Annotated in this window: 19 protein-coding genes; 12 read left to right on the top strand and 7 right to left on the bottom strand. The window is 72.4% G+C overall.

Features of this window, described 5'->3' with window-relative positions:
- A partial coding sequence (locus tag AB0F10_RS32135; RefSeq protein ID WP_360633537.1) for an ABC transporter substrate-binding protein occupies nt 1–1544 on the bottom strand: 1544 nt, incomplete at its 3' end.
- Nucleotides 1545–1775: 231 nt separating this feature from the next.
- Here AB0F10_RS32135 and AB0F10_RS32130 point away from each other — a divergent pair.
- Together AB0F10_RS32130 and AB0F10_RS32125 are read left to right on the top strand one after the other, a co-directional pair.
- Complete coding sequence (locus AB0F10_RS32130; RefSeq protein WP_360633534.1) at nt 1776–3728, top strand: cellulase family glycosylhydrolase; 1953 nt, start codon at nt 1776–1778, stop codon at nt 3726–3728.
- A 74-nt stretch (nt 3729–3802) separates the two neighbouring features.
- Nucleotides 3803–4195 (top strand): hypothetical protein, encoded by a 393-nt coding sequence (locus AB0F10_RS32125; RefSeq protein ID WP_360633531.1) that lies wholly within the window; start codon nt 3803–3805, stop codon nt 4193–4195.
- Here AB0F10_RS32125 and AB0F10_RS32120 read toward each other — a convergent pair.
- Nucleotides 4176–4736, bottom strand: coding sequence for a hypothetical protein (locus AB0F10_RS32120; RefSeq protein WP_360633528.1), 561 nt, complete (start codon nt 4734–4736; stop codon nt 4176–4178). The two genes, AB0F10_RS32125 and AB0F10_RS32120, sit on opposite strands and share 20 nt — an antisense overlap.
- 139 nt (nt 4737–4875) lie before the next feature.
- Here AB0F10_RS32120 and AB0F10_RS32115 point away from each other — a divergent pair, with 139 nt between their 5' ends.
- From AB0F10_RS32115 to AB0F10_RS32105, 3 genes are all read left to right on the top strand, one after another.
- A complete protein-coding gene (locus tag AB0F10_RS32115) occupies nt 4876–5691 on the top strand; it encodes a hypothetical protein (RefSeq protein WP_360633525.1) in 816 nt (271 codons plus the stop codon).
- A gap of 51 nt (nt 5692–5742) precedes the next feature.
- Nucleotides 5743–6531 carry a maleylpyruvate isomerase N-terminal domain-containing protein gene (locus AB0F10_RS32110; RefSeq protein WP_360633522.1) on the top strand — a complete coding sequence of 263 codons (789 nt, stop codon included), beginning with the start codon at nt 5743–5745 and terminating at the stop codon, nt 6529–6531.
- Nucleotides 6532–6664: 133 nt separating this feature from the next.
- Entirely contained in the window at nt 6665–7684 is a 1020-nt protein-coding gene (locus AB0F10_RS32105; RefSeq protein WP_360633519.1) for an aldo/keto reductase, read from the top strand.
- Nucleotides 7685–7699: 15 nt separating this feature from the next.
- Here AB0F10_RS32105 and AB0F10_RS32100 read toward each other — a convergent pair whose 3' ends face one another.
- The 4 genes from AB0F10_RS32100 to AB0F10_RS32085 all read right to left on the bottom strand — a co-directional run bounded on the left by AB0F10_RS32100 (nt 7700) and on the right by AB0F10_RS32085 (nt 14111).
- Entirely contained in the window at nt 7700–8524 is an 825-nt protein-coding gene (locus tag AB0F10_RS32100; RefSeq protein WP_360633516.1) for an ABC transporter ATP-binding protein, read from the bottom strand.
- On the bottom strand, nt 8511–9539 hold the full coding sequence (locus AB0F10_RS32095) for a glycine betaine ABC transporter substrate-binding protein (protein ID WP_360633513.1): 1029 nt from the start codon (nt 9537–9539) through the stop codon (nt 8511–8513). Before AB0F10_RS32095 ends, AB0F10_RS32100 begins: the two co-directional genes overlap by 14 nt.
- A 14-nt stretch (nt 9540–9553) precedes the next feature.
- Nucleotides 9554–10438: an ABC transporter permease gene (locus AB0F10_RS32090; protein ID WP_360633510.1), complete on the bottom strand. Its 885-nt coding sequence runs from the start codon at nt 10436–10438 to the stop codon at nt 9554–9556.
- 253 nt (nt 10439–10691) lie between these two features.
- Nucleotides 10692–14111, bottom strand: a complete 3420-nt coding sequence (locus AB0F10_RS32085; RefSeq protein WP_360633507.1) for a tetratricopeptide repeat protein — start codon at nt 14109–14111, stop codon at nt 10692–10694.
- A gap of 210 nt (nt 14112–14321) precedes the next feature.
- On the opposite strand from AB0F10_RS32085, the gene AB0F10_RS32080 reads away from it, so the two are divergent.
- The 5 genes from AB0F10_RS32080 to fahA all read left to right on the top strand — a co-directional run bounded on the left by AB0F10_RS32080 (nt 14322) and on the right by fahA (nt 19399).
- A complete protein-coding gene (locus AB0F10_RS32080) occupies nt 14322–15143 on the top strand; it encodes a hypothetical protein (protein WP_360633504.1) in 822 nt (273 codons plus the stop codon).
- A gap of 80 nt (nt 15144–15223) precedes the next feature.
- Nucleotides 15224–15964, top strand: a complete 741-nt coding sequence (locus tag AB0F10_RS32075) for an alpha/beta hydrolase-fold protein (RefSeq protein ID WP_360633501.1) — start codon at nt 15224–15226, stop codon at nt 15962–15964.
- Between the two features lie 191 nt (nt 15965–16155).
- A complete protein-coding gene (locus tag AB0F10_RS32070) occupies nt 16156–17361 on the top strand; it encodes a cupin domain-containing protein (protein WP_360633498.1) in 1206 nt (401 codons plus the stop codon).
- Nucleotides 17358–18173, top strand: a complete 816-nt coding sequence (locus tag AB0F10_RS32065) for a hypothetical protein (RefSeq protein ID WP_360633495.1) — start codon at nt 17358–17360, stop codon at nt 18171–18173. The genes AB0F10_RS32070 and AB0F10_RS32065 overlap by 4 nt, the downstream gene beginning before the upstream one ends.
- Nucleotides 18170–19399 (top strand): fumarylacetoacetase, encoded by a 1230-nt coding sequence (gene fahA / locus AB0F10_RS32060; protein WP_360633492.1) that lies wholly within the window; start codon nt 18170–18172, stop codon nt 19397–19399. The genes AB0F10_RS32065 and fahA overlap by 4 nt, the downstream gene beginning before the upstream one ends.
- Nucleotides 19400–19427: 28 nt before the next feature.
- On the opposite strand, the gene AB0F10_RS32055 is transcribed toward fahA, so the two are convergent.
- Nucleotides 19428–20000 carry an XRE family transcriptional regulator gene (locus AB0F10_RS32055; protein WP_360633489.1) on the bottom strand — a complete coding sequence of 191 codons (573 nt, stop codon included), beginning with the start codon at nt 19998–20000 and terminating at the stop codon, nt 19428–19430.
- Nucleotides 20001–20066: 66 nt separating this feature from the next.
- On the opposite strand from AB0F10_RS32055, the gene AB0F10_RS32050 reads away from it, so the two are divergent.
- Together AB0F10_RS32050 and AB0F10_RS32045 are read left to right on the top strand one after the other, a co-directional pair.
- Nucleotides 20067–21509 (top strand): MFS transporter, encoded by a 1443-nt coding sequence (locus AB0F10_RS32050; RefSeq protein ID WP_360633486.1) that lies wholly within the window; start codon nt 20067–20069, stop codon nt 21507–21509.
- Nucleotides 21506–22729, top strand: coding sequence for a carbohydrate-binding protein (locus tag AB0F10_RS32045; RefSeq protein WP_360633483.1), 1224 nt, complete (start codon nt 21506–21508; stop codon nt 22727–22729). The genes AB0F10_RS32050 and AB0F10_RS32045 overlap by 4 nt, the downstream gene beginning before the upstream one ends.
- Nucleotides 22730–22758 lie beyond the last annotated feature (29 nt).

The raw sequence follows: 22758 nt of genomic DNA, 5'->3' as shown, positions 1-22758 counted from the left end.
TTTATTACCCTATGTCCGCGACCAATCTCGTTCTGTCGGCCGCCTTCCTCATCCTTCGGCCCGCCCGGTTCTTTTGCGCCCGGGCCGCCCCCCACCGCCGCGTCCACCCTGGGGTTCGAGTACCGGGCGTAGTTGCCGCTGGTGCCGGCGGCCTCGCCGACCTTGGCCGTGGTGGCCGTGGAGTACTTCGGCTGGTAGGTGAAGTACGGGTTGGTCGAGCCGCCCAGCCCGATCGAGTCGAGCGAGAGCTGGTACTTGCCCTGCACCTGGTTGGTGTTCCACTCCTGCCAGGACAGCTGGGTCGGCTTGAGCTCGATGCCGACCGCCTTGAGTTCCTGGGTCATGGCGTCGTTCAGCGAGATGTAGTCGCTCCAGCCGGTGACCGTCTGGATGGTCAGCGACAGCCGCTGCCCGGCCTTGCCGCGGATGCCGTCGCCGCCCTTGGCCCAGCCGGCGGCGTCCAGGATCTGGTTGGCCTTGGCCACGTCGGGCCCGCCGGGCGTGGTGAGGTTCGCCGGGTCGGCGATCCAGTCCTTGTCCCGCTCGGGCAGCAGCAGGGTCGGCGAGCCGGTCTGCGCGAACCCGCCGCCGGCCAGCTTGTTGAGCTGGTCGCGGTTGAGGGCGTGGTAGATGGCCTGGCGCACCGCCACGTCGGTCTGCGGCCCCTTGCAGCCGAGGTCGGCGCCGGCGCAGGTGAAGATCGACGTGGTGAGCGCCGGGGTGTTCACGTAGGTCAGGTTCTTCTGGTTCTTGAGCAGCTGGTCGAGGCCGGGCAGGAAGGAGCTCATCCAGTCGACCTGGCCGGCGATCAGCGCGGCGCTCGCCGCGTCCGCGGTGGCCAGCGAGATGTACCGGACATTCTGGATCTCCGGCTTGCCGGCCAGCCAGTAGTTCGGGTTCTTCTCCATCACGTAGCTCTGCGCGGAGAAGCTCTTCAGCTTGTAGGGCCCGGTGCCGACCGGGTGCGGATTGGTCGTCTTGCCCGGATCGGCGATCTTGCTCCAGACGTGCTCGGAGATGATCGGGGTGTTGCCGATGATCGCCGCCTCGTCGGTGTAGGACGGATTCGGGAACGTGAGTACCGCCGTCCTGTCGTCCTTCGCCACCGACGAGACGATCTTGAGGCCGGTCGCGTTGATCGCCGGGGTCCGGCGGATCAGGTCGAACGTGAACGCCACATCCTTGGCGGTGAAGGGCACGCCGTCCGACCACTTGACCCCGTCGCGGATGGTGAGCGTCAGCGTCCTGCCGGTCGGATCCCAGGCGTACGCGGAGCCCAGCATCGGCGCCGGCTTCGACTGGCTGGCGAAGTTGTACCAGAACAGCGGCTCGTAGATGAGGCCCTCGGTGGGCTGGAGCAGCGTGGGCGAGAACGGGTTCCAGTTCTCGACGATCGTGCCGGTGGCGCCGTTGAAGATCGTGATGGAGCTGTTCGCGGCGTCGCCGGTGGACCTGCCGTCCGAGGAGCTGTCGGTGCAGGCGGTGAGCGACAGCACGAGCGCGGCGACGGCAAGGCCCGCACGCCGGGGTGAACGTCTACGCATCAGCGGATCCCTAGATCGATCGCCGTCAGCGGCGGCGGAGGAGGTGGGGACATTATTAAGCCGCTTAAGTTTGCCGTGTCAAGAGTGAACGCCTCGAAGGTGATCGATGGGAAATATCGGTCTGCGTCGCGTCCCGGCGTCTTGACCCTCTAAGTTAAGTGCGTTTAGATTCTCGGGCACAGGGCGCAACCCTGTCGTCACCCCGCGCGCAGGCTCCCGGAGGGACACCCGATGAACCCGTCGCTCATGAGTGGACTGAAGGCTTTGCTGGCCGCGGCGCTCGGCGTGACCCTTGCCGCCCCGCTGCTGCCGGCGCCCGCGGGCGCCTCCACCGGCGCCTTCGTGACCCGTACCGGAAGCCGGCTGACGCTCGCCGGCAAGCCGTTCCGATTCGCCGGCACCAACAACTACTACCTGCACTACCAGTCCGCGACCGCCCGCGACAACGTCATCGACAAGGCGGCCGCGTCCGGCTTCACCGTGCTGCGCACCTGGGGCTGGTTCGACACCGGCACCGCCGACGGCGCCAATCCCACGGCCGGCAGCCAGAACGGCGTCTACCTGCAGTACTGGGACGGCACCGGGCACCCGAAGTACAACGACGGCCCGGACGGCCTGGAGCGGCTGGACGGCGTCATCGCGCGGGCCCGGCAGGACGGCGTCCGCCTGATCATCCCGTTCACCAACAACTGGGGCGACTTCGGCGGCATGGACCGGTACGTGGAATGGGCCGGCGGCGCGAACCACGACGATTTCTATACGAACCCCACGATCCGCCGCTGGTTCAAGGACTACATCGCCCACCTGCTCGAGCGCACCAACACCGTCACCGGCGTCAAGTACAAAAACGACCCGACCATCATGGCCTGGGACCTGGCGAACGAGCCGCGCTGCGTCGGCTCCGGCAGGTACCCCAGGTCGGCGACCTGCACCACCGCCACCGTGACCGCCTGGGCCGACGAGATGTCCACATTCATCAAGTCGGTCGACCGCAAGCACCTGGTGACCGCCGGCGACGAGGGCTTCTTCGCCGACCAGCCCGGCAGCGACGACTGGACCCGCAACGGCGGCGAGGGCGTCGACACGGTCGCGCTGGCCGCGCTCAGGAACATCGACCTGATGAGCTACCACCTCTACCCCGACGGATGGGGCAGGACCGCCGACTGGGGCACCGGCTGGATCAACGACCACGCCGCCGCGGCGCGCCGGATCGGCAAGCCGGCGATGCTCGGCGAGTTCGGCCTCAAGAGCAAGACCGAGCGCAACGCCGTCTACCAGCGGTGGACGGACGCCGTCGTCAGCTCCGGCCAGGCCGGCGCGCTGTACTGGATCCTCTCCGACCGGTTGGACGACGGGTCGCTCTACGGCGACTACGACGGGTTCACCGTCTACTGCCCCAGCCCGGTCTGCACCGCGCTCGGCAACTTCAGCCGGCGGATCCGCGGGCTCGCGCACACGTTCCCGCCGGTCGCCGACGACGACACCGCAACGGTCGAGTTCGGCGTCACCGCCTCGGTGCCGGCCGTCGCCAACGACATCGTCTACCGGCCGGCCACCGCCATCGTGCCGGCCCGGATCGCGCTGAGCGCGACCGTGGTCACCGGCGGCACGTTCGCGGCCGCGGCCGACGGGACCATCACCTTCGCGCCCGCCGCGGGCTTCTCCGGCCGCGCCACCACCACGTACACGGTGGCCGACAACCGCGGGCGGCGCTCGGCGCCCGCCACGGTGACGGTCACCGTGAAGCCCGAGCCCGGCGCGCCGCAGAAGCTCTTCGACTTCGAGGACGGCGTGCAGGGCTGGGCCGCGGCAAGCTTCAACCCGGACGCCGGCACCACGTCGACCAGCACCGGCTTCCACGCCGACGGCACGCAGAGCCTGCGCCTCACCGGCACCGCGGGCGGCTGGTTCGGCGCCACCCTGGCGACGCCTGTCGACCTGAGCACGCGGGCCACGCTCAGCTTCGCCTCGCCGTCGTCGAACGGCTCGTTCGCGGTGTCGTTCCAGACCGGTGCCGGGTGGGCCTGGTGCCAGGGCGACGCCCGCCCGGACAGGAGCGGCGGCTACGCCCTCGACCTGACCGCCCTCGCCCCGAACTGCCCGGCGCTGGGCGACGTGCGCACCGTCAACCTGTACGTCGGCGGCGGCCAGGACCAGCTGATCGACGCCGTCACCGTGTCGTAGCGCCGCCGGGGCGCCGGTAGGTGCGGGCAGAATCAGTCGAGACGCGGACGTCTGGTTTGTCGCATGATTGCTCGGTGCCCAAAGAGATGCTCGGCCTCGTCGCCGCCGCCCTCGGCGTTATGGCGGGATACATCTGGAAGTCGTTCGATGTCGCCGTTGAACGGTCCAGGCGGGGTTGGGACACCCGGCAGAAGATCCTCTTCAGGATGCACGATGCCGGCGATTCCCTTCACCGCGGAGCCGTCGAGACGATCAACGACCCGTCGAACGGGGTGCGGACCGACGTGCACGTGGCGATCCTGCAGCTGCAGTCCCTGGGCGCCGGTCCGGGCCTGATCGAGGCCGGGGAGGCGATCCTGAGCGCCCTTGCTGAGACCGAGCCGTTCTACCCCAAGCAGGTCGGCAAGCTGCTGTCGGACTTCGCCGACGAGTTGCACAACGAATCCGTCAGGATGGCGAAGCCGTAGGCCGGGTCCGCAGCAGCTGGAACGACCTGATCCCGAGGTATGACCGCGGCCGGGCGATCAAGGACTCCGGCCGGCACCGCCCCTGCATCCGTTGGAGCACCGAGGCGATCTCTTCGCCGGGCAGTGCGATCGCCACGTCCGGCCCGATGGAACGGCCGCTGAGCAGCAGCTCCGTGAAGGACGGGGTCAGCAGCTTGCGGGCCAGCCGAAACGCGGCGTCGCGCAACGCGACATCGTCGGCGTCGGTGGTCGGGGGCCAGTCCCGTTCGAACTGATTGATCATCTCGATGTCGCGTCGCCGCCTTGCCCGTCCTCGCCCGCCGCGCTGCGGCGACTCGGAGGAGACCACGACGGGGTCGGCGTCGGTCCAGCGGATGTGCTGAATGGTACGCAGCACCACCGCGTTCGCGGAGACCAGGACATCGAGGACCAGCCAGTGGTGACGGCCGATCAGAAGGTTGAAGATCCACGACCGGGGCGGGCGTCTGGGGTCGGCCCGGAAGGCAGGGGCCGACTCGGCAGCGTACGCCTCGCCCGACACCGCACCTCCTGACCACACCGCCCTGCTCAACGATCCACTTCGCACGGCGACGCGAAATTCTCCGCGTGACGTGTTCCCCTCCGAACCGTTATCAGAGTCAGGCGCCACAGCGCCCACATTCTCTGATGCGGAGATCACCGTGGCTCGGAAGGATCGACGGAACGACGCGAGCGCCTCCCGAGGCCCCCGCGACGTCGATGTCGCTCTCCTTCATCGCCGGGAACACACGCTAGTCATTAATCAGACCATCGTCAGCCGCATCACCCGTTGGGAACGCCTGTGGCGGCGGTTCGCCAGGGTCCGGGCGACTTTGGGCGTTTTGCAAATCACGATCCTCCTGACCGGCGGCGTCACCACCGCGACGGCGGTGGCTTTGGCCGCCTACTTCGTGCACGAGGATCGTCCGGCTGCGGTCGCGCCGGAGACGACGCCCGAGCAGCCACCGCGGGCGACGCCCGAGCAGCCACCGGGCAAGCGGCCCGCTGCGGAGAAGCCGCACCCTGCGGACAGGTCGCCGGACACCCCGTCCCCCGAGCCGAGTTCCGATCCGGGGCGCTCCCCGAACGCGCCGCGCACTCAGGCGCCCCCCATGGCCCCGCACGCCACCGTAACGCCACCGTCGTCGCGGCACTCGTCAGCGCTGAGCATCGAGGTGCCGGTGCACGTATCCGTCGACCCCGGCGACCGAGTGGTGATCGTTTACCGGAACATCAAGGTGGGACTGGGCGACCTGGGCGTGCGGCCGTGCGTCGCGAAGGGCCGTGACCTTTACGCCTGCACGCTGAGAACGGCAGATCTGACGTACGGCGACGAGTACCGGGTCACGACGCATGCGATCGCCGAGGACAGCCTTGCCGGCCTGCTGAGCAACACGACCGGGGGCCTGCTCGGCCTGCCGAAGGCGATCACCTCGGAGATCGTCGTCGGCCCGCCTCACGAAGATCAAAACGACTGAAAGTGGCGCCTCGCACCGAGCGGGCCGTGGATGAAACCTAGGCTTTGGCGTATGACGAATCTTGCCAGCCGCACGATCGCCGCCCTGCGCGGCGAGCACGATGCCCTCGCGAGCACGGTCCCGGCGCTCTCCGCCGAACAGCTCACCGGCCCGTCCGGCGCCGCCGACTGGACCGTCGCCGACGTCCTGTCCCACCTGGGCAGTGGCGCCGAGATCACGCTCGCCGGACTCCGGTCGTCCCTGGGCGAGGCCGAGGCGCCCGCGCCGGACTTCAACCAGGGGGTCTGGGACAGGTGGAACGCCCTGAGCCCGCAGGACCAGGCCTCGGGCAGCGTCGAGTCCGACGCCGCGCTGGTCGCCGCGCTCGAGGCCGTCCCGGAGAAGCGTCACGACGACATCCAGGTCAAGCTCGGCTTCCTGCCGGAGCCGCTCCCGCTCGCGTCGTTCGCCGCCATGCGGCTCAGCGAGGTGGCCCAGCACAACTGGGACGTCCGGGCCGGCGCCGACCCGGCCGCCGCCCTCGCCGACCCGTCGGCCCACCTGCTCGCCGAGCACCTCAGCGGCGGCCTGGGCTTCCTGCTCGGCTTCATCGGCAAGCCCGGCGCGGCGGGCGGGCCCGCCGTGGTCGACATCGACCGGACGCCGTACCGCATCGTCGTCGACGACCGGGTCCGGCTCACTACCGAGGCACTGCCGCCGACCGCGACGTTCGGCGGGCCGCTGGAGGCCGCGATGCGGCTCCTCTACGGCCGGCTGACCCCGAGGTACACCCCGGCCGGCCTCGAGGTGACCGGCAACATCTCGCTCGACGAACTACGCGCCGTCTTCCCCGGCTTCTGACCGGCCGGAAGGCCGGTGCCGACGCCGGAGACCCGTCGCCGCCCCGCGGCCCGACCGCCGCCGGGCGGCGCGCCCGTTTCGGCGACCGTCCAGAGGGGATGATGGTTTCACCTCGACGTTTAGGAGCTGGCTTATGGAGTACCGCACCTTGGGCGGCACCGGCACCATCGTGTCGACCCTGTGCCTGGGCACGATGACGTTCGGCAAGGAGAGCAGCGAGGAGGTGTCGCACGCCCAGCTCGACCGCTTCGTCGAGGCCGGCGGCAACTTCATCGACACCGCGAACGTCTACTCGCGCGGCGGCTCCGAGGAGGTCGTCGGCCGCTGGCTCGCGGCCCGGCCCGGCGCCCGCGACCGGCTCGTCATCGCCACCAAGGGCCGCTTCCCGATGGGCGACGACCCGAACTCGGCCGGGCTGACCCGGGTGAGCCTGTCCCGCGCGCTGGACGCGAGCCTGCGCCGCCTCGGCGTCGAGACGATCGACCTCTACCAGGCGCACGCCTGGGACCCGCTGACCCCGATCGAGGAGACGCTCGGCTTCTTCGACGACGCGGTTCGGGCCGGCAAGATCCGGTACGCGGGCGTGAGCAACTTCCTCGGCTGGCAGCTGCAGAAGGCGGCGCTGCTCACCCAGTTCCGCGGGCTCGCGCCGATCGTCACCCTGCAGCCGCAGTACAACCTGCTGGTGCGCGAGATCGAGTTCGAGCTCGTCGACGTGTGCCGCAACGAGAACATCGGCATCCTGCCCTGGTCGCCGCTGGGCGGCGGCTGGCTGACCGGCAAGTACCGGCGCGACAGCGAGCCCACCGGCGCCACCCGCCTCGGCGAGGACCCGGGCCGCGGCATGGAGGCGTACGGTCCGCGCAACTCCGACACCCGCACCTGGCACATCCTCGAGACGGTCCGCGGCGTCGCCGAGGCACGCGGCGTGTCGATGTCGCAGGTGTCGCTCGCCTGGCTCGCCCGCCAGCCGGCCGTCACCTCGGTGATCCTCGGCGCGCGCACCCTCGACCAGCTCGAGGACAACCTCGGCGCCGCGGGCCTCACGCTGTCGGAGCGGGAGACCGCTCTGCTCGACGAGGCCAGCACCCCGGTGACCGGCGAGTACCCGTACGGGCCGCAGGGCGTCGCCCAGCGCGACCGCAGGGTCTGAGAACGACCGAGGCACTCACGCGGCGGCCGCGTCGCGGACGGCGTGTCCGATGGTGGCGCGCAGCGCCGCGTACGCGGGAAGCCCGCGCAGCTCGTCGGGCTGCAGCCCGCTCCGGGGCAGGTCGACGGCGATGTCGAGGGCGACCTGCCCGGGGCGGGCGCTGAGCACGACGACCCGGCTGCCCAGGAAGACGGCCTCGTCGACGCTGTGCGTCACGAAGACCGAGGTGCGGCCGGTCGCGGCGCTGACCCGGCGCAGATCCTCCTGCAGGCGTTCGCGGGTGAGCGCGTCGAGCGCGGCGAACGGCTCGTCGAGCAGCAGCAGCGGGTTCTCCACGGCGAGCGCGCGGGCGATGGCCACGCGCTGCTGCTGGCCGCCCGAGATCTGCCAGGTGCGGCGCTGCGCGACGTCGGTCAGCCCGACCTTCGCCAGCAGTTCGGGCACCCGGGCGACCCGCTCGTGCCGGGACATCCCGGCATACCGCAGCGCCAGTTCGACGTTGCCGCCGACGGTCTTCCAGGGGAACAGCCGCGGCTGCTGGAACACCAGCCCCGCGCCGCGGCCGGGGCGGGGCGCGGCGCCGCCGGTGCGCACGCTGCCGGACGTCGGCTCCTCGAACCCGGCGATGAGCCGCAGCAGGGTGCTCTTGCCGCAGCCGGACGCGCCGACCAGCACCAGGAACTCCCCTGCCGCCACGGTGAGGTCGACGGGCCCGACGGCGGTGACTGCGGACGCGCCGGCGCCGTAGACGTGCTCGACCTGGTTGATCTCGATGGCGGCCGGCTCCGCCGCCGGGGCCTGCGCGGCCCCGGCGGCGGAGGCGGTGTCAGGAGAGGACACTCGGCAGGCCCTTCACGTAGATGGCCTTCTCGACGGTGGCCAGGTCGGGCACGGCGTCGATCTTCTGCTGCGCCTTCAGGAACTCGGCGGCGCTGAGCAGGTTCTGCGCGAGCTGGCCGACCTTCGCCTCGGTGCCGAGCCACTCGTCCGACGACAGGTCGGAGGGCTTGAGGAAGACGCCCTGTGCGAGCTGCGCCTTCGCGTCGTCGGCGCCGATGTTGAGCTCCGCGCCGACCGCCTTGGCGGCGGCCGCCGGGTCGGTCGCGATCAGGTCGAGCGCCTGCGCCTCGGCCTTGCGCCACGCGTCAACGGCGTCCGGGTGCGCGGCGGCGAACGCGGTGTAGACCACGCCGAGGTCCAGGGTCGGCTTGCCCGCCGCGGCGAGTTCACGGCTGGTGACCAGGACCTTGCCGGTCTTCTTCAGCGCGTCCAGCGACGGCAGCCACGAGTAGGCGGCGTCGATGTCGCCGCGGGTCCAGGCCGCCTGGATGTCCTGCGGCTCCAGGTCCACGATGGTCAGCTCGGACTCTTTTATGCCGGCCTTGTCGAGCGCGGCGAGCAGGCTGTAGTGCGCGGTCGAGGCGAACGGCGTGGCGACCTTCTTTCCGCGCAGCGCCGCGATCGAGTCGACGCCGCTGCCGTTGCGGGCGACGAGCGCCTCGTTGTCGCCGGCGACGTCGAGCACGAAGGCCACCTGGTACGGGATGTTCAGCGGGGCGGAGAGGCCCCGGGCCACCGGGCTGGAGCCGATCGCGGCGATGTCGATGCTCTTGGCCACGAAGGCGGTGTTGACGCTGGCGCCGGAGTCGAACTTCGTCCAAGTGATCCGGTAGCCGGGCAGGGCCTTCTCGAGCAGCCCCTGGTTCTTGACGATGAGGTCACCGCTCGGGAACGCCTGGTAGGCGATCCGGATGGTCTTCTGCTCCGGGTCGGTGTTACCGCTGGCGGCGCCGTTGCCGCAGGCGGCGGTGGCGGCCACGAGCAGGGCGGCGGCGAACAGGCGGGGGATCTTCATGGCGGTTCCTTTATCTAGGCGCGGCCCCGCCACGGGATCAGCCGATTCTCGGCAGTCCGCAGCAGGGCGTCGATGAGCAGGCCGGAGAGGCCGATGGCGAACAGGCCGAGCACGACGACGTCGGTCTGTGAGTAGCGCTGGGCGTCGCGGACCATGCCGCCGATGCCGGGGACGCCGTTGATGGTCTCGGCGGCGACCACCGAGGAGTACGCGATGCCGACCGCGAGCCTGATCCCGGTGAAGATCTCCGGCTGCGCGCTGGGCAGCACCACGTCACGCACGACCTGCCACCGCCCGGCACCGAGCGCGCGGGCCGCCTCGACCAGTTCGGTCGGCGCCGAGTAGACCGCGGAGGCGGTGGCCACGGCGACGGGCGGGAGGGCGGCGATGGACAGCAGCCACAGCTTCGGGGTCTCGTCGATGCCGAACCAGATGATGAACAGGCTGAAGTACGCCAGCGGCGGCAGCGCGCGGACGAAGGTGACCACCGGCTCGACGACGACCCGGATCCAGGACACGGTTCCCATTCCGACTCCGAGCAGCAGGCCGCCGCCGACGCCGATCAGGGAACCGATGAGGATGCGGCGCAGGCTGACGGCGAGGTGCTCGATGAGCAGGTGGCCGCTGTAGCCGCGGATGCCGTCGTGGGTGGTGGAGGTCAGGACGAGCTGGTCCCAGACCGCGGCCGGCGAGGGGATGAACGTCGGGTTCCCCGCCGCCCGGGCGGTCAGCTCCCACAGCAGGTAGAGCACGCCGAGGGCCAGCACCCGCAGTCCGATCCGCCGGCGTCGGCCGCCGGGTGCGCGCGGGGGACGCGTGGCGGCCGGCGCGGCGACCGGCGAAGCGTCGGCCGCCGCCTGCCTCCCGGTGGCCGGCGGGGTGGATAGCGAGGTGCTCACTGGGTCACTCCTGGGTGCGCGCCATCGCCACGCGGGCGCGGCGATGGCGAGAAAGGGGGTACGGGTGAGGTGGATCAGCGGCGCGGTGACCCGGCCGAGGCTCGGGTCAGGAGCGACAGGTCATGCCGGCGAGACGACACAGGTCGATGCTGAGTCGTCGGGTGAGTCGCACGGGCGATGGCATGCGTATTTCCTACCTTGCAGCTGGGATATACGCAAGGGGTGGCGCCCGGGATCCCGCCAGCTGACATCGTCAGGACGACGTGGCGTCGCCGCCGGGGTCCCGGCGACGCGTGCCGTTCGGGTCGGCGGCCGCGAGCCGGTCGAGGAGGGCCGTCGCCTTCGCGGCCTGCTCCGGGTGCCGCGAGCCGGCCACCCGCTCCAGCGCGACCCGGGCCCCGGCGAGGTCTCCCGTCTGGACGAGCAACAGTCCCACGTTGAAGGCCGCCATCGGCGCGGCCTCGGGGTGCCCGGACGCGTCGGCCAGCCGGAACGCCGCCAGGGCGGCGTCGATGTCGCCGTGCCCGGCCGACACGGCACCCAGGTCGAGCGCCGCGGCCGGCCCGTGCTCCGGATGGGCCGAATCGGCGGCCGTCCGGTAGGCGGTCCGCGCTCCGTCGATGTCGCCGGCCAGTTCGCGCTGCCGGCCGAGTTCGAGCGCGGCGAGCGGCGCCATGTCCTGGTGCCCGGAGTCCATCGCCCGCGCGTAGGCCCGCGCGGCCTCCGCGGCGTCGCCGAGCCTGGCCAGCACGCGCGCGAGGGCGACCGCCGCGAGCGGCGCGAGGGCGGGGACGTCGAAACCGAGGGCCTCCCGGTACGCGTCGCGGGCGCTCTCGTCGTCGCCGCCGTCGAGGATGGTGCCGAGTTCGAACGCCGCCAGCGCCGAGAACGTCGGGTGCCGGAACCGGATCGCCTGCTCGAAGGTGTCTCGCGCGGCGTCCGCGTCGCCCCGGGCCGCGAGCATCCCGGCGAGCCGGTGCGCCGCCTTCGGCGCCATCTCGGGATCGTTGCCGGCGATCGCGGCCCGGAGGGCCTCCCGGGCGTCCTCGTGACTGCCCCGATCGGCGTGTATGACGCCGAGGTTGAACTGGGCCATCGCCCGCAACTCGGCGTGTTCGGACCCGGCGACGCGCCGGAAGGCCTGCTCGGCGCCGGCCAGGTCGCCCGCCTGGTACAGCAGGGCGCCGAGCGCGACCGTGGCGCGCGCCGCGGCCTCCGGGTGGCCGGCGGCCGTCGCCGTTCGGTAGGCCTCCCGGGCCCCGTCGGCGTCGCCGCGCTCGGCGAGCAGGTTGCCCAGGTTGAAGGCGCCCTGCCCGGCGATCTCCGGGTCGGCGGCCGTGGCGGCCAGCCGGTAGTGGGCCACGGCGGCCTCGGGGTCGTCCGCCAGTTGCCCCAGCGAGAACGCCGCCTCCGGCGCGTGAACGGGATGCCCCGAGTCCACCGCGATCCGGTACGCGGCCCGGGCGGCCGGCAGGTCGTCGGCGGATTGCGCCAGCATGCCGAGCTTGACGGCCGCGTCGGGCGCGAAGTCCGCGTGGCCGGAGTCCCGTACGCGCTGGTAGACGGCGCGGGCACCGGCGTCGTCGCCCTGCCGGACGAGCAGCGCGGCCAGGTTCAGCGCCGCGTGCGGCGAGTATTCGGGGTGATCGGCGTCGATGGCGCGAAGGTACGCCGCCCGGGCGGCGTCGGCCTCGCCCAGTCCGGCGAGCAGATAGCCCAGGTCGTTCGCGGCCTTCGAGGCGTACTCGGGAAAGGGTGAGTCGAGCACGGCCGTGAAGGCCGCCCGGGCGGCCTCCGGATCGCCCGCCTCGGCGAGGAGCCGGCCGAGGCTGAGGTTGCCCTTTGCCGCCTGCACGGGATGCCCGGAGTCGGCGGCGACCTGGAAGGCCACCCTGGCGCCCTCGACGTCGTCGTCCTCGGCCAGGAGACGACCCAGGTTGAAGGCCGACCGCGGGCGGTACTCGGGATGGTCCGAGGCGATCGCCAGGCCGTAGGCCTCCCGGGACCCCGCCCGATCGCCCAGGCTGGACAGCAGCAGGCCGAGGCTGAACGCCGCCATCGGCGCCATCTGCGGGTCTCCGGAGTCGATCACGGCCCGGTACAACGCGGGCGGTTCCGTGCGGTCGCCCTGATCCTCCAGCAGGCGGGCGAGGTTGTAGGCGGCGAACGGCCCGATGTCCGGGTGGCCCGCCGCGACCGCGGTGCGATAGCTGTCGCGGGCGCCGTCCGGGTCGCCCCGCTCGGCCAGCAGCACGCCGAGGTTGTAGGCCGCCGTCGCCGCCTCGTCGCCGCCGCCCGACGCCGCCTTCCGCATGGCGTCGACGGCCGTGCCGAGCCGGCCCCGCAGGTAGGCGGCGATGCTGATCGGTGCGGCGTCCTTCGCGGGCACCGCCTCGATCAGCTCGGACCACGTCTCGTCCGGCACCGGGCGCCGCGGCTCGTCGTGCCAGCCCTCCTCGACCGCGACGATGTAGTCGAGCACGTCGCAGGCGCCGGACCCGGTGGTCGTCACGAGCGCCACCTGGGAGGCGACCGGTTGCCGCGCCCACGCGATGCCCTGCCGGAGCAGCTCGGCGGTCGGGTCGAGGTCCACCCGGATCCTGCGCAGGTACCGCGGGAACAGCCGCAGCAGCTCGCCGGTCTCGATCGGCCGGGGAAGACCGGCCCGCCGGGCGTCGACGATCGCCTGCACGACCGCGTGGCCGGCGGGCTCGACCATCCGCCCGGCGCGGTAGCGTTCCAGCAGCCACTGCGCCCCGACCAGGGTCTCGCCGATGCTCGCGCTGAGCTCCTCGTGCGGATAGAGGCAGCGCGCCTCCCGCGCCTCCGCCTCGGTCAGCTCGAAGTCGAGGGTGAGGTGGTCGGCGCGGAGCAGCGCCGCGCGAGCCGTCGACGAGATGTCGCCGCTGCTGTTCCGGACGCTCTCCCAGCGGTCCTGGGTCATGGTGGCGACCAGGGGGCCGTGCCGGGCGACGGCGTCGAGCACGTCGTCGGCGAGGTGGGTCAGGTCGGCCACGGTGAGGTCGTCCAGCCAGACGGCGGCCGGCGCGCTCAACGGCAGCGGCGGGTCGAGCCGCATCAGCTTGGCGAGCGCCTCGCCGCCGCGCGGCAGCAGCACGCCCGGGTCGTCCCGCGCCCACGCCGCGCGGGCGGCGTGCGCGGCGGTGCGTGACTTTCCCGCCTTCGACACGCCGACGAGGACGACGAACGGGAACGGCGGGCGGTCGCGGCCGAGCAGGCCCGCCAGCTTGGCGTCGGCCCACGGCCGGCCGACGTACGGGGCGGCGCCGGCCTTCGCGTAGCGGGTCGGGGTGACGCCGAGCGCCTCGTCGGACAGCGCCGACAGCCGCGGCAGGGCGTCCGCGGGCGAGGTGCGCACCAGTTCCCGCACCGTCGCGCGCCACTGCCCGTCCCGGCCGGCCCGGGTCGCCCGCAGGTCGGCGACCTTGCCGAGCGCGGCCGCCGCGAACCCGGCCGCGGCCAGCGCGGCGGCACCGGCGGACAGCATCACCAAGGTGTGGTGCTGCTTGTCGGCGAACTTCATCAGCAGGGCCAGCACGGCGGTGCCCGCGGCGATCAGCAGGCCCGCGATGCCGGCGCCGGTCGACAGCCGGACCCACGCCCAGCCTCGCGGCGGGCTCGGCGACAACGGACGGGATCCTCGTCGGCGCACCCCGCCTCCCTCCGCCGCCCCGGCTGCGGTCCGACGATATACCGCCCTCGGCAACGCATCGCCGGGCGGCGATTTAGCGCGAGCCGGTGTGATTTGAAAATTCTTGACATAGCAAGTTATGTGAAGAATGCTTCATATGTTCGATTTCCCCTGTATGCCCGGTGCGCGCAGCTCATCCCCCTCGCTGGGCACCCGCTAAGGAGTCCCCAGATGTCCTACGCCCTCGACGACGCCACCCTCGGTGAGCTCTGCGCCAAGGCGCTCGGCGAACACCCGTCGGAGAACCGCTTCGTCGCCCTGGCCCTCGCCGCGCACGACCCGCTGGCCGACATCGCGCGGACCGTCGAGCGGATCGTGTTCGAGGAGTCCTTCGGGCTGGACGAGGCCGCGATGGTCGCCGAGTACACGGCGTACGAGGAGCAGAGCTACTTCTTCCTGATCCTCGACCGGGAGACCGGGCTGCCGGCCGGCGCCGCACGGGCGATCGAGGGCGGCGGCAAGACCCTGGACGACGCGCCCGACCTGATCGGCGTGCCGCTGTCCAAGATCGTCGACATGCACGGCATGCACGACGGCGGCAAGATCTGGGACTACGCCACGCTCGCGGTGCTGCCGCGCTACCGCGCCGACCGCAACGGCCTGACCGTCAGCAGCATGCTCTACCGCGCGTTCATCGTCGCCGGCGAGCGCTGGGACGTCCGGCACGTCGTCTGCATGCTCGACTCGGCCGCCTTCCGCAACCTGGACATGCTGGGCGTCCGGTTCGTCGCGCTGGCCGGCTCCGAGCCCTTCGAGTACCTCGGCTCGGCCGCGAACCGCGCCCTGTACATCCCGTTCGAGGACATCGCCCGCTCGATGGGCGACATGGCCGAGCTGCTCAGCCGGCCCGAGGTCCCGGACGCCAACGGCCGCCGCCGGCCCGGAGCCCGCCGCATCACCCAGCGGCTCGCCTCCCAGGTGTCCTCCGGCGACGGTCTCGACCCGCACATCGACATGCCGGGCTTCGAGCGGCGCCTCCACCCGCGCCCCTGACCCCGTCGCGACGCGGCCGGGATCGCGCCCTCCGCGATCCCGGCACCGCGTGCGCCCTCGGATCGGGGGAGGATGTCGGCATGCGTCACTACGCGGCAGACCTGCAGTCTCCCGCCGGTGCCCGCGGCACCGTCGCCGCCTACGGGCATTACGGCCGGCCGATGCTGGTGTTCCCCACCGAGAACGGGCACGCGCGCGAGTTCGCCGACCGGGGCGGGGTGTCGGCGGTCGCCGGCCTCATCGACGCGGGCCGGGTCAAGCTCTACTGCGTCGACGCGTTCGACGCCGGCACCTGGTCGGCGGCCGACCTTCCGCTCGAGGAGCGCGCGCTCCGGCACGGCGCGTACGAGTCGTGGATCCTCGACGCCGTGGTGCCGCATGTCCGGGCCGACAGCGGCGGGGCCGCCGAGATCATGACGGCCGGCTGCTCGCTTGGCGCGTTCCACGCCCTCAACTTCGCCTTCAAGCGGGCCGATCTGTTCCCGCTGGCGCTCTGCCTCTCCGGCAACTACGACCCCACGACCTGGCGCGGCTGGGGCGAGCCGGGCGACGCCGTCTACTTCAACAACCCCGCCGCGTACGTCGCGAACCTGCACGGCGACCACCTGGACTGGCTGCGCTCGCGGCTGTCGATCCAGCTCGTGTGCGGGCAGGGCCGGTGGGAGGACACCACCGGGTCCCTGGAGTCGACCCGGCGCATGGCGCAGCTGCTGACGGCCAAGGGCGTACGCCATGAATTGGATCTCTGGGGTCACCACGTCCCGCACGACTGGCCGTCATGGTGCGCCCAGCTCGCCCATCACCTGCCCCGGTTCTGTTAGCGATGTCTCTCCACGAGGGGGACGCGGGGGGAGAATCGTGGCGACGGATGATCCGCGTGCTGTACAGATTGTGCAAGGTGCTCCGGCTCAGGGCCGCATTACTGCACAGAATGCGCGCTCCTGACTGGGCGTGTTGTGCACCACGGCCCCGTTCCTCAAAGCTGGGGACCGCGGCACGAAAGGCGGTACGGATGGCGCACTACCAGCGGGCCGGCAGCATCCCGGCCAAACGGCACACCCAGCATCGCGACTCCGGTGGCAGGCTCTACTACGAGGAGTTGATGGGCGAGGAGGGCTTCTCCTCGGACTCGTCGCTGCTCTATCACCGGCACGTGCCCTCGGCCATCGTCGACGCGCGCGCCTGGGACCTGCCCGACCTGTCGACCGTGCCCAACCAGCCGCTGCTGCCCCGGCACCTCAAGCTGCACGACCTGTTCGGCGAGCAGGAGTGGAAGTCGCGGGACGCGGTGCGCGACCGGCGGCTCATCCTCGGCAACGCCGACGTCCGGATCGCCTATGTGGTGGCCGGCGAGGCGTCGCCGCTCTACCGCAACGCCACCGGCGACGAGTGCGTGTACGTCGAGTCCGGCGCCGGAACCGTGGAGACGATCTTCGGTGACCTGCCGGTCGGCGCCGGCGACTACGCCATCATTCCGCGGGCGACCACGCACCGCTGGGTGCCGGCCGGGCACGAGCCGCTGCGCCTGTACGTCATCGAGGCCAACAGCCACATCGCCCCGCCCAAGCGCTACCTGTCGCGCTACGGCCAGTTCCTGGAGCACTCGCCGTACTGCGAGCGCGACCTGCGGACGCCGGACGCGCCGCGCTCGGTGGACCAGCAGGACGTCGAGGTCTACATCAAGCACCGCGGCGACGGCCCGGCCGGCCTGGCCGGCACCGTGCACGTGCTGCCGCAGCACCCGTTCGACGTCGTCGGCTGGGACGGCTGCCTGTACCCGTACGCGTTCAACATCGCCGACTTCGAGCCGATCACCGGCCGGGTGCACCAGCCGCCGCCGGTGCACCAGGTCTTCGAGGGCACCAACTTCGTCGTCTGCAACTTCGTGCCCCGCAAGGTCGACTACCACCCCCTGTCGGTGCCGGTCCCCTACTACCACTCGAATGTGGACAGCGACGAGATCATGTTCTACGTCGGCGGCGACTACGAGGCCCGCAAGGGCTCCGGGATCAACGTCGGCTCCGTCTCGGTGCACCCCGGCGGCCACTCGCACGGCCCGCAGCCGAGCGCCATCGAGGCCAGCCTCGGCGCGGAGCGGTTCGACGAGCTCGCCGTCATGGTCGACACCTTCCGGCCGCTCGGCCTCGGCGAGGCGGGCCGGGCCTGCGACGACGGCCGGTACGCCTGGACCTGGGCGGGGCGGGGACCGGCCTCGTGACCCAGCTGTTCGTCGGCCTCTTCGACGACGCCGCCATCTTCCCGCCGGGCAACGCCGACATGCCGGACGCCGTGCGGGCGTACCGCGACCGTCGATCGTCGCCGCTGCCGGGTCCCTTCGTCTGCTCCCTGCCCCGGTGGGAGGAGCTGAGGCGGACGCTGGCCGACGGGCCCCGGTTGCCGGTGTCGCTCACCCTGCCCGGCGGCGCGCAGGACGTGCCAGCCGCGGTCGCGCAGGCGGGCGCGGAGCCCCGGGTGGACCTGGTGGCGCTGGAGGCTCCGGCGTCCGCCGCCACGCTGACCGACCTCGTCGCCACGGTCGGCCGGCAGGTGCCCCCGGCGGTGCACACCTACGTCGAGCTGCCCTGGGCCGACGTCACCGCGGCACAGGTCGCCACGCTGTCCGGCGCCGGTCTGCGCCTCAAGATCCGCACCGGCGGCCTGGTCGCGACGGCCTTCCCCGGCGAACGGCAGCTGGCCGGCGTCCTGACGGCGGCCGTGCGAGGCGGCCTGCCCTTCAAGCTCACCGCCGGCCTGCACGACCCGATCCGGCACCGGGACCCCGCCACCGGCTTCGAGCACCACGGCTTCCTGAACGTGCTCCTCGCGACCGCCCGCGCCCTGGACGGCGGGGACGTCGCCGCCGCGCTCGCCGATCAGGACGGCGCACGGGTGGCTTCCGCGGTCGCCGGGCTCGGCGACGACCTGGCCGGGCGGGTCCGCCACCACTTCGTCAGTTTCGGCACGTGCAGCGTCACCGAGCCGGTCGACGGCCTGCTGCACCTCGGACTTCTCCCGGAGGACCCGCGTTGACCACCGTTTCGGCCCCGACCTGGCTCGACGTCCCGGCGGATCATCCGTTCGGCATCGCCACCCTGCCCTACGGGGTGTTCAGCACGGCGTCGGACCCGGGCGCCCGGGTGGGCGTCGCGATCGGCGAGATGATCCTGGACCTGGCCCCCGCCGTACGCAGCCTGGCCCCGCCGCTCGCCCCCGCCGTGTCGGGGCCGTCGCTGGACGCCCTGCTCGCCGCCGGCCCCCGGGCCTGGTCCGAGCTGCGTGCGCTGGTGACCGCCTGGCTCACCGACACCGCCCTCGGTGAGCGGCTCGGCCGGCACCTGGTGCCGGCCCGGGACGCCGTCCTGCACCTGCCGTTCACGGTCGCCGACTACGTCGACTTCTACGCCTCCGAGCAGCACGCGACCAACATCGGGCGGATGTTCCGGCCCGGGCAGGAACCGCTGACGCCGAACTGGAAACACCTTCCGATCGGCTACCACGGCCGGGCCGGCACCGTGGTCGGCTCCGGCACCGACGTGGTCCGCCCCCGCGGCCAGCGCCGCGGCGCCGACGGCGAGATCACCTACGGGCCGTCGCAGCGCCTCGACATCGAGGCCGAGCTCGGCTTCGTGGTCGGCACGCCGTCGCGGCTCGGCAGCCCGGTCGGCCTCGCCGGGTTCCCCGAGCACGTCTTCGGCGTCTGCCTGGTCAACGACTGGTCCGCCCGCGACATCCAGGCCTGGGAGTACGTGCCCCTCGGCCCGTTCCTCGGCAAGTCCTTCGCCACCTCCGTCTCGCCCTGGGTCGTGCCGCTGGCCGCGTTCGAACCGGCCCGGGTGGCGCCGCCGGCCCGGACCGTGCCGCTGCTGCCGTACCTCGACGACTCGCGGACGCCGCCGTGGGGCCTGGACGTGCGGCTCGAGGTGCGGCTCAACGGCCACGTCGTCTCCCGCCCGCGGTTCGACGGCATGTACTGGACCGGCGCGCAGATGCTGGCGCACCTGACCGCCAACGGCGCGTCGCTGCGCACCGGCGACCTCTACGCCTCCGGCACGATCAGCGGCGAACGCCCTGACGAGCGGGGCTCGCTGATGGAGCTGTCGTGGGGCGGCGCGGAGCCCCTTGGGCTGCCGGACGGGACGACCCGGAGCTTCCTCGAGGACGGCGACGAGGTCGTGATCAGCGCGTACGCGCCCGGCGCGGACGGTGCCGTCATCGGCCTCGGTGAGGTTCGCGGGCGCATCCTGCCGGCTCACTAGGGCGCAGCTGGCGGATCATGGCGGCGCCCTACGCGCCGGGGCGGTCGCCGTGCGGGCCGTACAGGTGCAGGATCTCGGCGGGTCGGTCGGTGGCCGGGCCGAACCAGTGCGGCTCGGCGGTGTCGAAGTCGGCGGTGTCGCCGGGATGCAAGAGCCGCTCGCGGTCGCCGATCAGCAGGCGCACGTCGCCCGCGAGGACGTAGAACCAGGCATGCCCGGGGTGGGTCACCCGGTTCGGCGGGCGGTCACCCGGGCCGAGGATCTGCTTGAAGACCTGCAGGCGGCTCGGGTACGTGGTGAGCGGCACCACCACGCTGGGATTGCCGGTCCGCGGCTCGCTGCGGCGCGGGGTCAGGTGGGCCCGCGGGTCGCCGGTGGGCGGCGCGCCGATCAGATGCTCCAGGGCCAGGCGGTGGAAACGGGCCAGCGGGATCAGCAGGTCCAGCGTGGGTCGGCGCTTGCCGGACTCCAGCCGCGACAGGGTGCTGACCGACAGGCCGGTGGCGGTGGCCAGGTCGTCCAGGGTGAGGCCGCGGTCCCGGCGGATGCCGCGCAGGCGGGCGCCGATGCCGTCGAGCAGCTCCGCCAGTGAAGGATCCATGGGACCAGTTTGCGGTCTTCGCAAGTTCGCTGGCCGGGTCGGGGCCGGCGCGGCGAGCATTCGGTCGTGAACAAGACGGTCGTGAACAAGACGCGCGGACGGCTGGTGCTGGCGATCTGCTGCACCAGCATCTTTCTGGTCGGGCTGGACACCACGGCGGTCAATGTGGCGCTGCCGTCGATCGGGCGGGAGTTGGGCCTCGGCGTACCCGAGCTGGAATGGACCGTCGACGCCTACACCCTGGTGCTGGCCGGCCTGCTGATCACCTCCGGCGCGCTGGCCGACCGGTTCGGCCGGCGGCGGGTGTTCCGGATCGGGCTGGTGCTGTTCGCGCTCGGCTCGGTGGGCTGCGCGGTGGCTCCCGGGCTGGACGCGCTGGTCGCGGCGCGGGTGGTGCAGGGCGTCGGCGGGTCGATGCTCAGCCCGGTGGCGCTGGCCATCGTGGTGAGCGTGATCACCGATCCACGGCAGCGGGCGCAGGCCATCGGGATCTGGGCGGCGGTGTTCGGGCTCAGCATGGCGGCCGGGCCGGTGCTCGGCGGGGCGCTGATCGCCGGGCTGGGCTGGCGGGCGGTGTTCTGGGCCAACCTGCCGATCATCGCGATCGTCCTGGCGCTGACCGCCGCCTACGTACCGGAGTCGCGTTCGCCCCGGCCCCGGCGCCTGGACCTCCCCGGCCAGGTGCTGCTGAGCCTGCTGGTGGCGGCGGTGGTCGCGGTCCTCATCGAGGGGCCGCGGGCGGGCTGGTGGTCCGGGTGGTCGCAGATTGCGTACGCCGTGATCGCCGCGGCCGCGCTCGCCTTCGCCCGGGTCGAGACCCGCCGGGCCGAGCCGCTGATGGACCTGAGCCTGTTCCGCCGTCCGCCGTTCGCCGCGGCGGTCGGCGGCGCGACGATGATCTTCCTGGCGCTGAACACCACGCTGCTGCTCGGCACGATCTACCTGCAGCAGGTGCGGGGCCTGAGCCCGGTCGCGGCCGGCGCGGTCACGCTGCCGATGGCGCTCGCCGCCACCGTGTGCGCGCCGCTCTCCGGCTACCTGGTCGGCCGGCTGGGACCGCGCCTGCCGCTGCGGCTGGCCGGCGCGAGCACCGTGGCCGGCGGCGCCCTGCTGGTCGGGCTCGACGACCGGACCCCCCTGCTCGTGCTGCTGGTGGCGTACCTGTTCGTGGGTGCCGGGGTGGGTTTCGCGAACGCGCCGATCACCAACACCGCGGTCAGCGGGCTGCCGCCGGCCCGGTCCGGGGTGGCCGGCGGCATCGCGTCGACCGCGCGTCAGGTCGGCGCGGCGCTCGGCATCGCCCTGGCCGGCGGCCTGGTCGCGGAGCCCGGCGCGGGCGGCCTGGCCGCGGCGACCCGGCCGGGGTGGATTCTGGTCGCGGCCTGCGGCGCGGCCCTCGTGCTGGTCGCGCAGGCGTCCCCGGCCGGCCGGCGGAAACTATTAAGAGTGTTGACAGTTGACGTAACATCCATCACGCTCGATTTACATTCGAGCAAGGAGATGCGATGAGGCATTCGCACCGATGGATGGCGGTCGCCGCGGCCACCCTGACCATCGCCACGGGAGTCATGACGTCGCCCGCCGTCCTCGCCGCGCCCGCCGGCGCGGTCATGGCGGCCTGCACCGCACCCGCCTGGGCCGAGGGCGTCAGCTACGCCGCCGGCGCCCAGGTCACCTACGCCGGGCGCCTCTACCGGGCCCGGGTGGCGCACACCCCGCCGGTCGGTGCCGGATGGAATCCGGTCGCGGCGGCCTCCCTCTGGGAGGACCTCGGCGCCTGCGACGCCACCACCCCGCCGACCACGCCGCCCACCACCCCGCCGACCACCCCGCCGACCTCGCCGCCGCCGACCGGCGGGCTCGCGCACGCACCGTACGTCGACATGGGCGCGTGGCCGTCGCCCAGCCTGCCCACGATGGTGAGCAGCGGAAACCTCAAGAATGTGACGCTGGCGTTCATCACGGCGTCCGCCTGCAAGGCCATGTGGTTCAACGCGTACGACCCGCGGCAGGGCTGGGCGCGCGACCAGATCGACGCGGTACGCGCCCGCGGCGGCGACGTGAAGATCTCGTTCGGCGGCGCCACCGGCATCGAGCTGGCGCAGGCGTGCACCAGCGTGTCCGCGCTGCAGGCCGAGTACCAGGCCGTGGTCAGCGCCTACAGCCTGAAGTACATCGACCTGGACATCGAGGGCAGCGCGACCGCCGACCCGGCCTCGGTGGCCCGGCGCTCGCAGGCGCTGGCCGCCCTGCAGCGGGCCAACCCCGGGCTGCGGGTGTCGTTCACGCTGCCGGTGCTGCCGGAGGGCCTGACCGCGGACGGGCTGAACGTGGTCCGCTCGGCGCGCGACGCCGGCGTCACCGTCGACCTGGTCAACGTCATGGCGATGGACTACTACCGCAACGGCGACTACGGCAACTTCGCCGTCGACGCCGCCAACTCGACGTTCAACCAGCTCAAGTCGCTGTACCCCGGCCGCACCGACGCGCAGATGTGGAAGATGGTCGGCGTGACCCCGATGCTGGGCGCGAACGACGACGGCCGCATCTACGACCAGGCGGACGCCCGCCAGCTGGTCAGCTTCGCGCAGGGCAGGCATCTCGGCATGCTGAGCTTCTGGGAGCTGGGCCGCGACAAGAACGCCTGCACCGGCGCGCTGTACATGTGCACGAACATCCCACAGCAGCCGTACGAGTTCAGCCGCATCTTCGCGGCATACAACGGCTGAGCCCCGGTCGGCCGGTCGCCGTCGTTCGC

This window comes from Actinoplanes sp. NPDC026623 (genome assembly GCF_040638275.1).
GTDB lineage: Bacteria > Actinomycetota > Actinomycetes > Mycobacteriales > Micromonosporaceae > Actinoplanes.
Note: the sequence above shows the minus strand (reverse complement) of the source record. Positions and strands in the feature narration are given on the sequence as shown.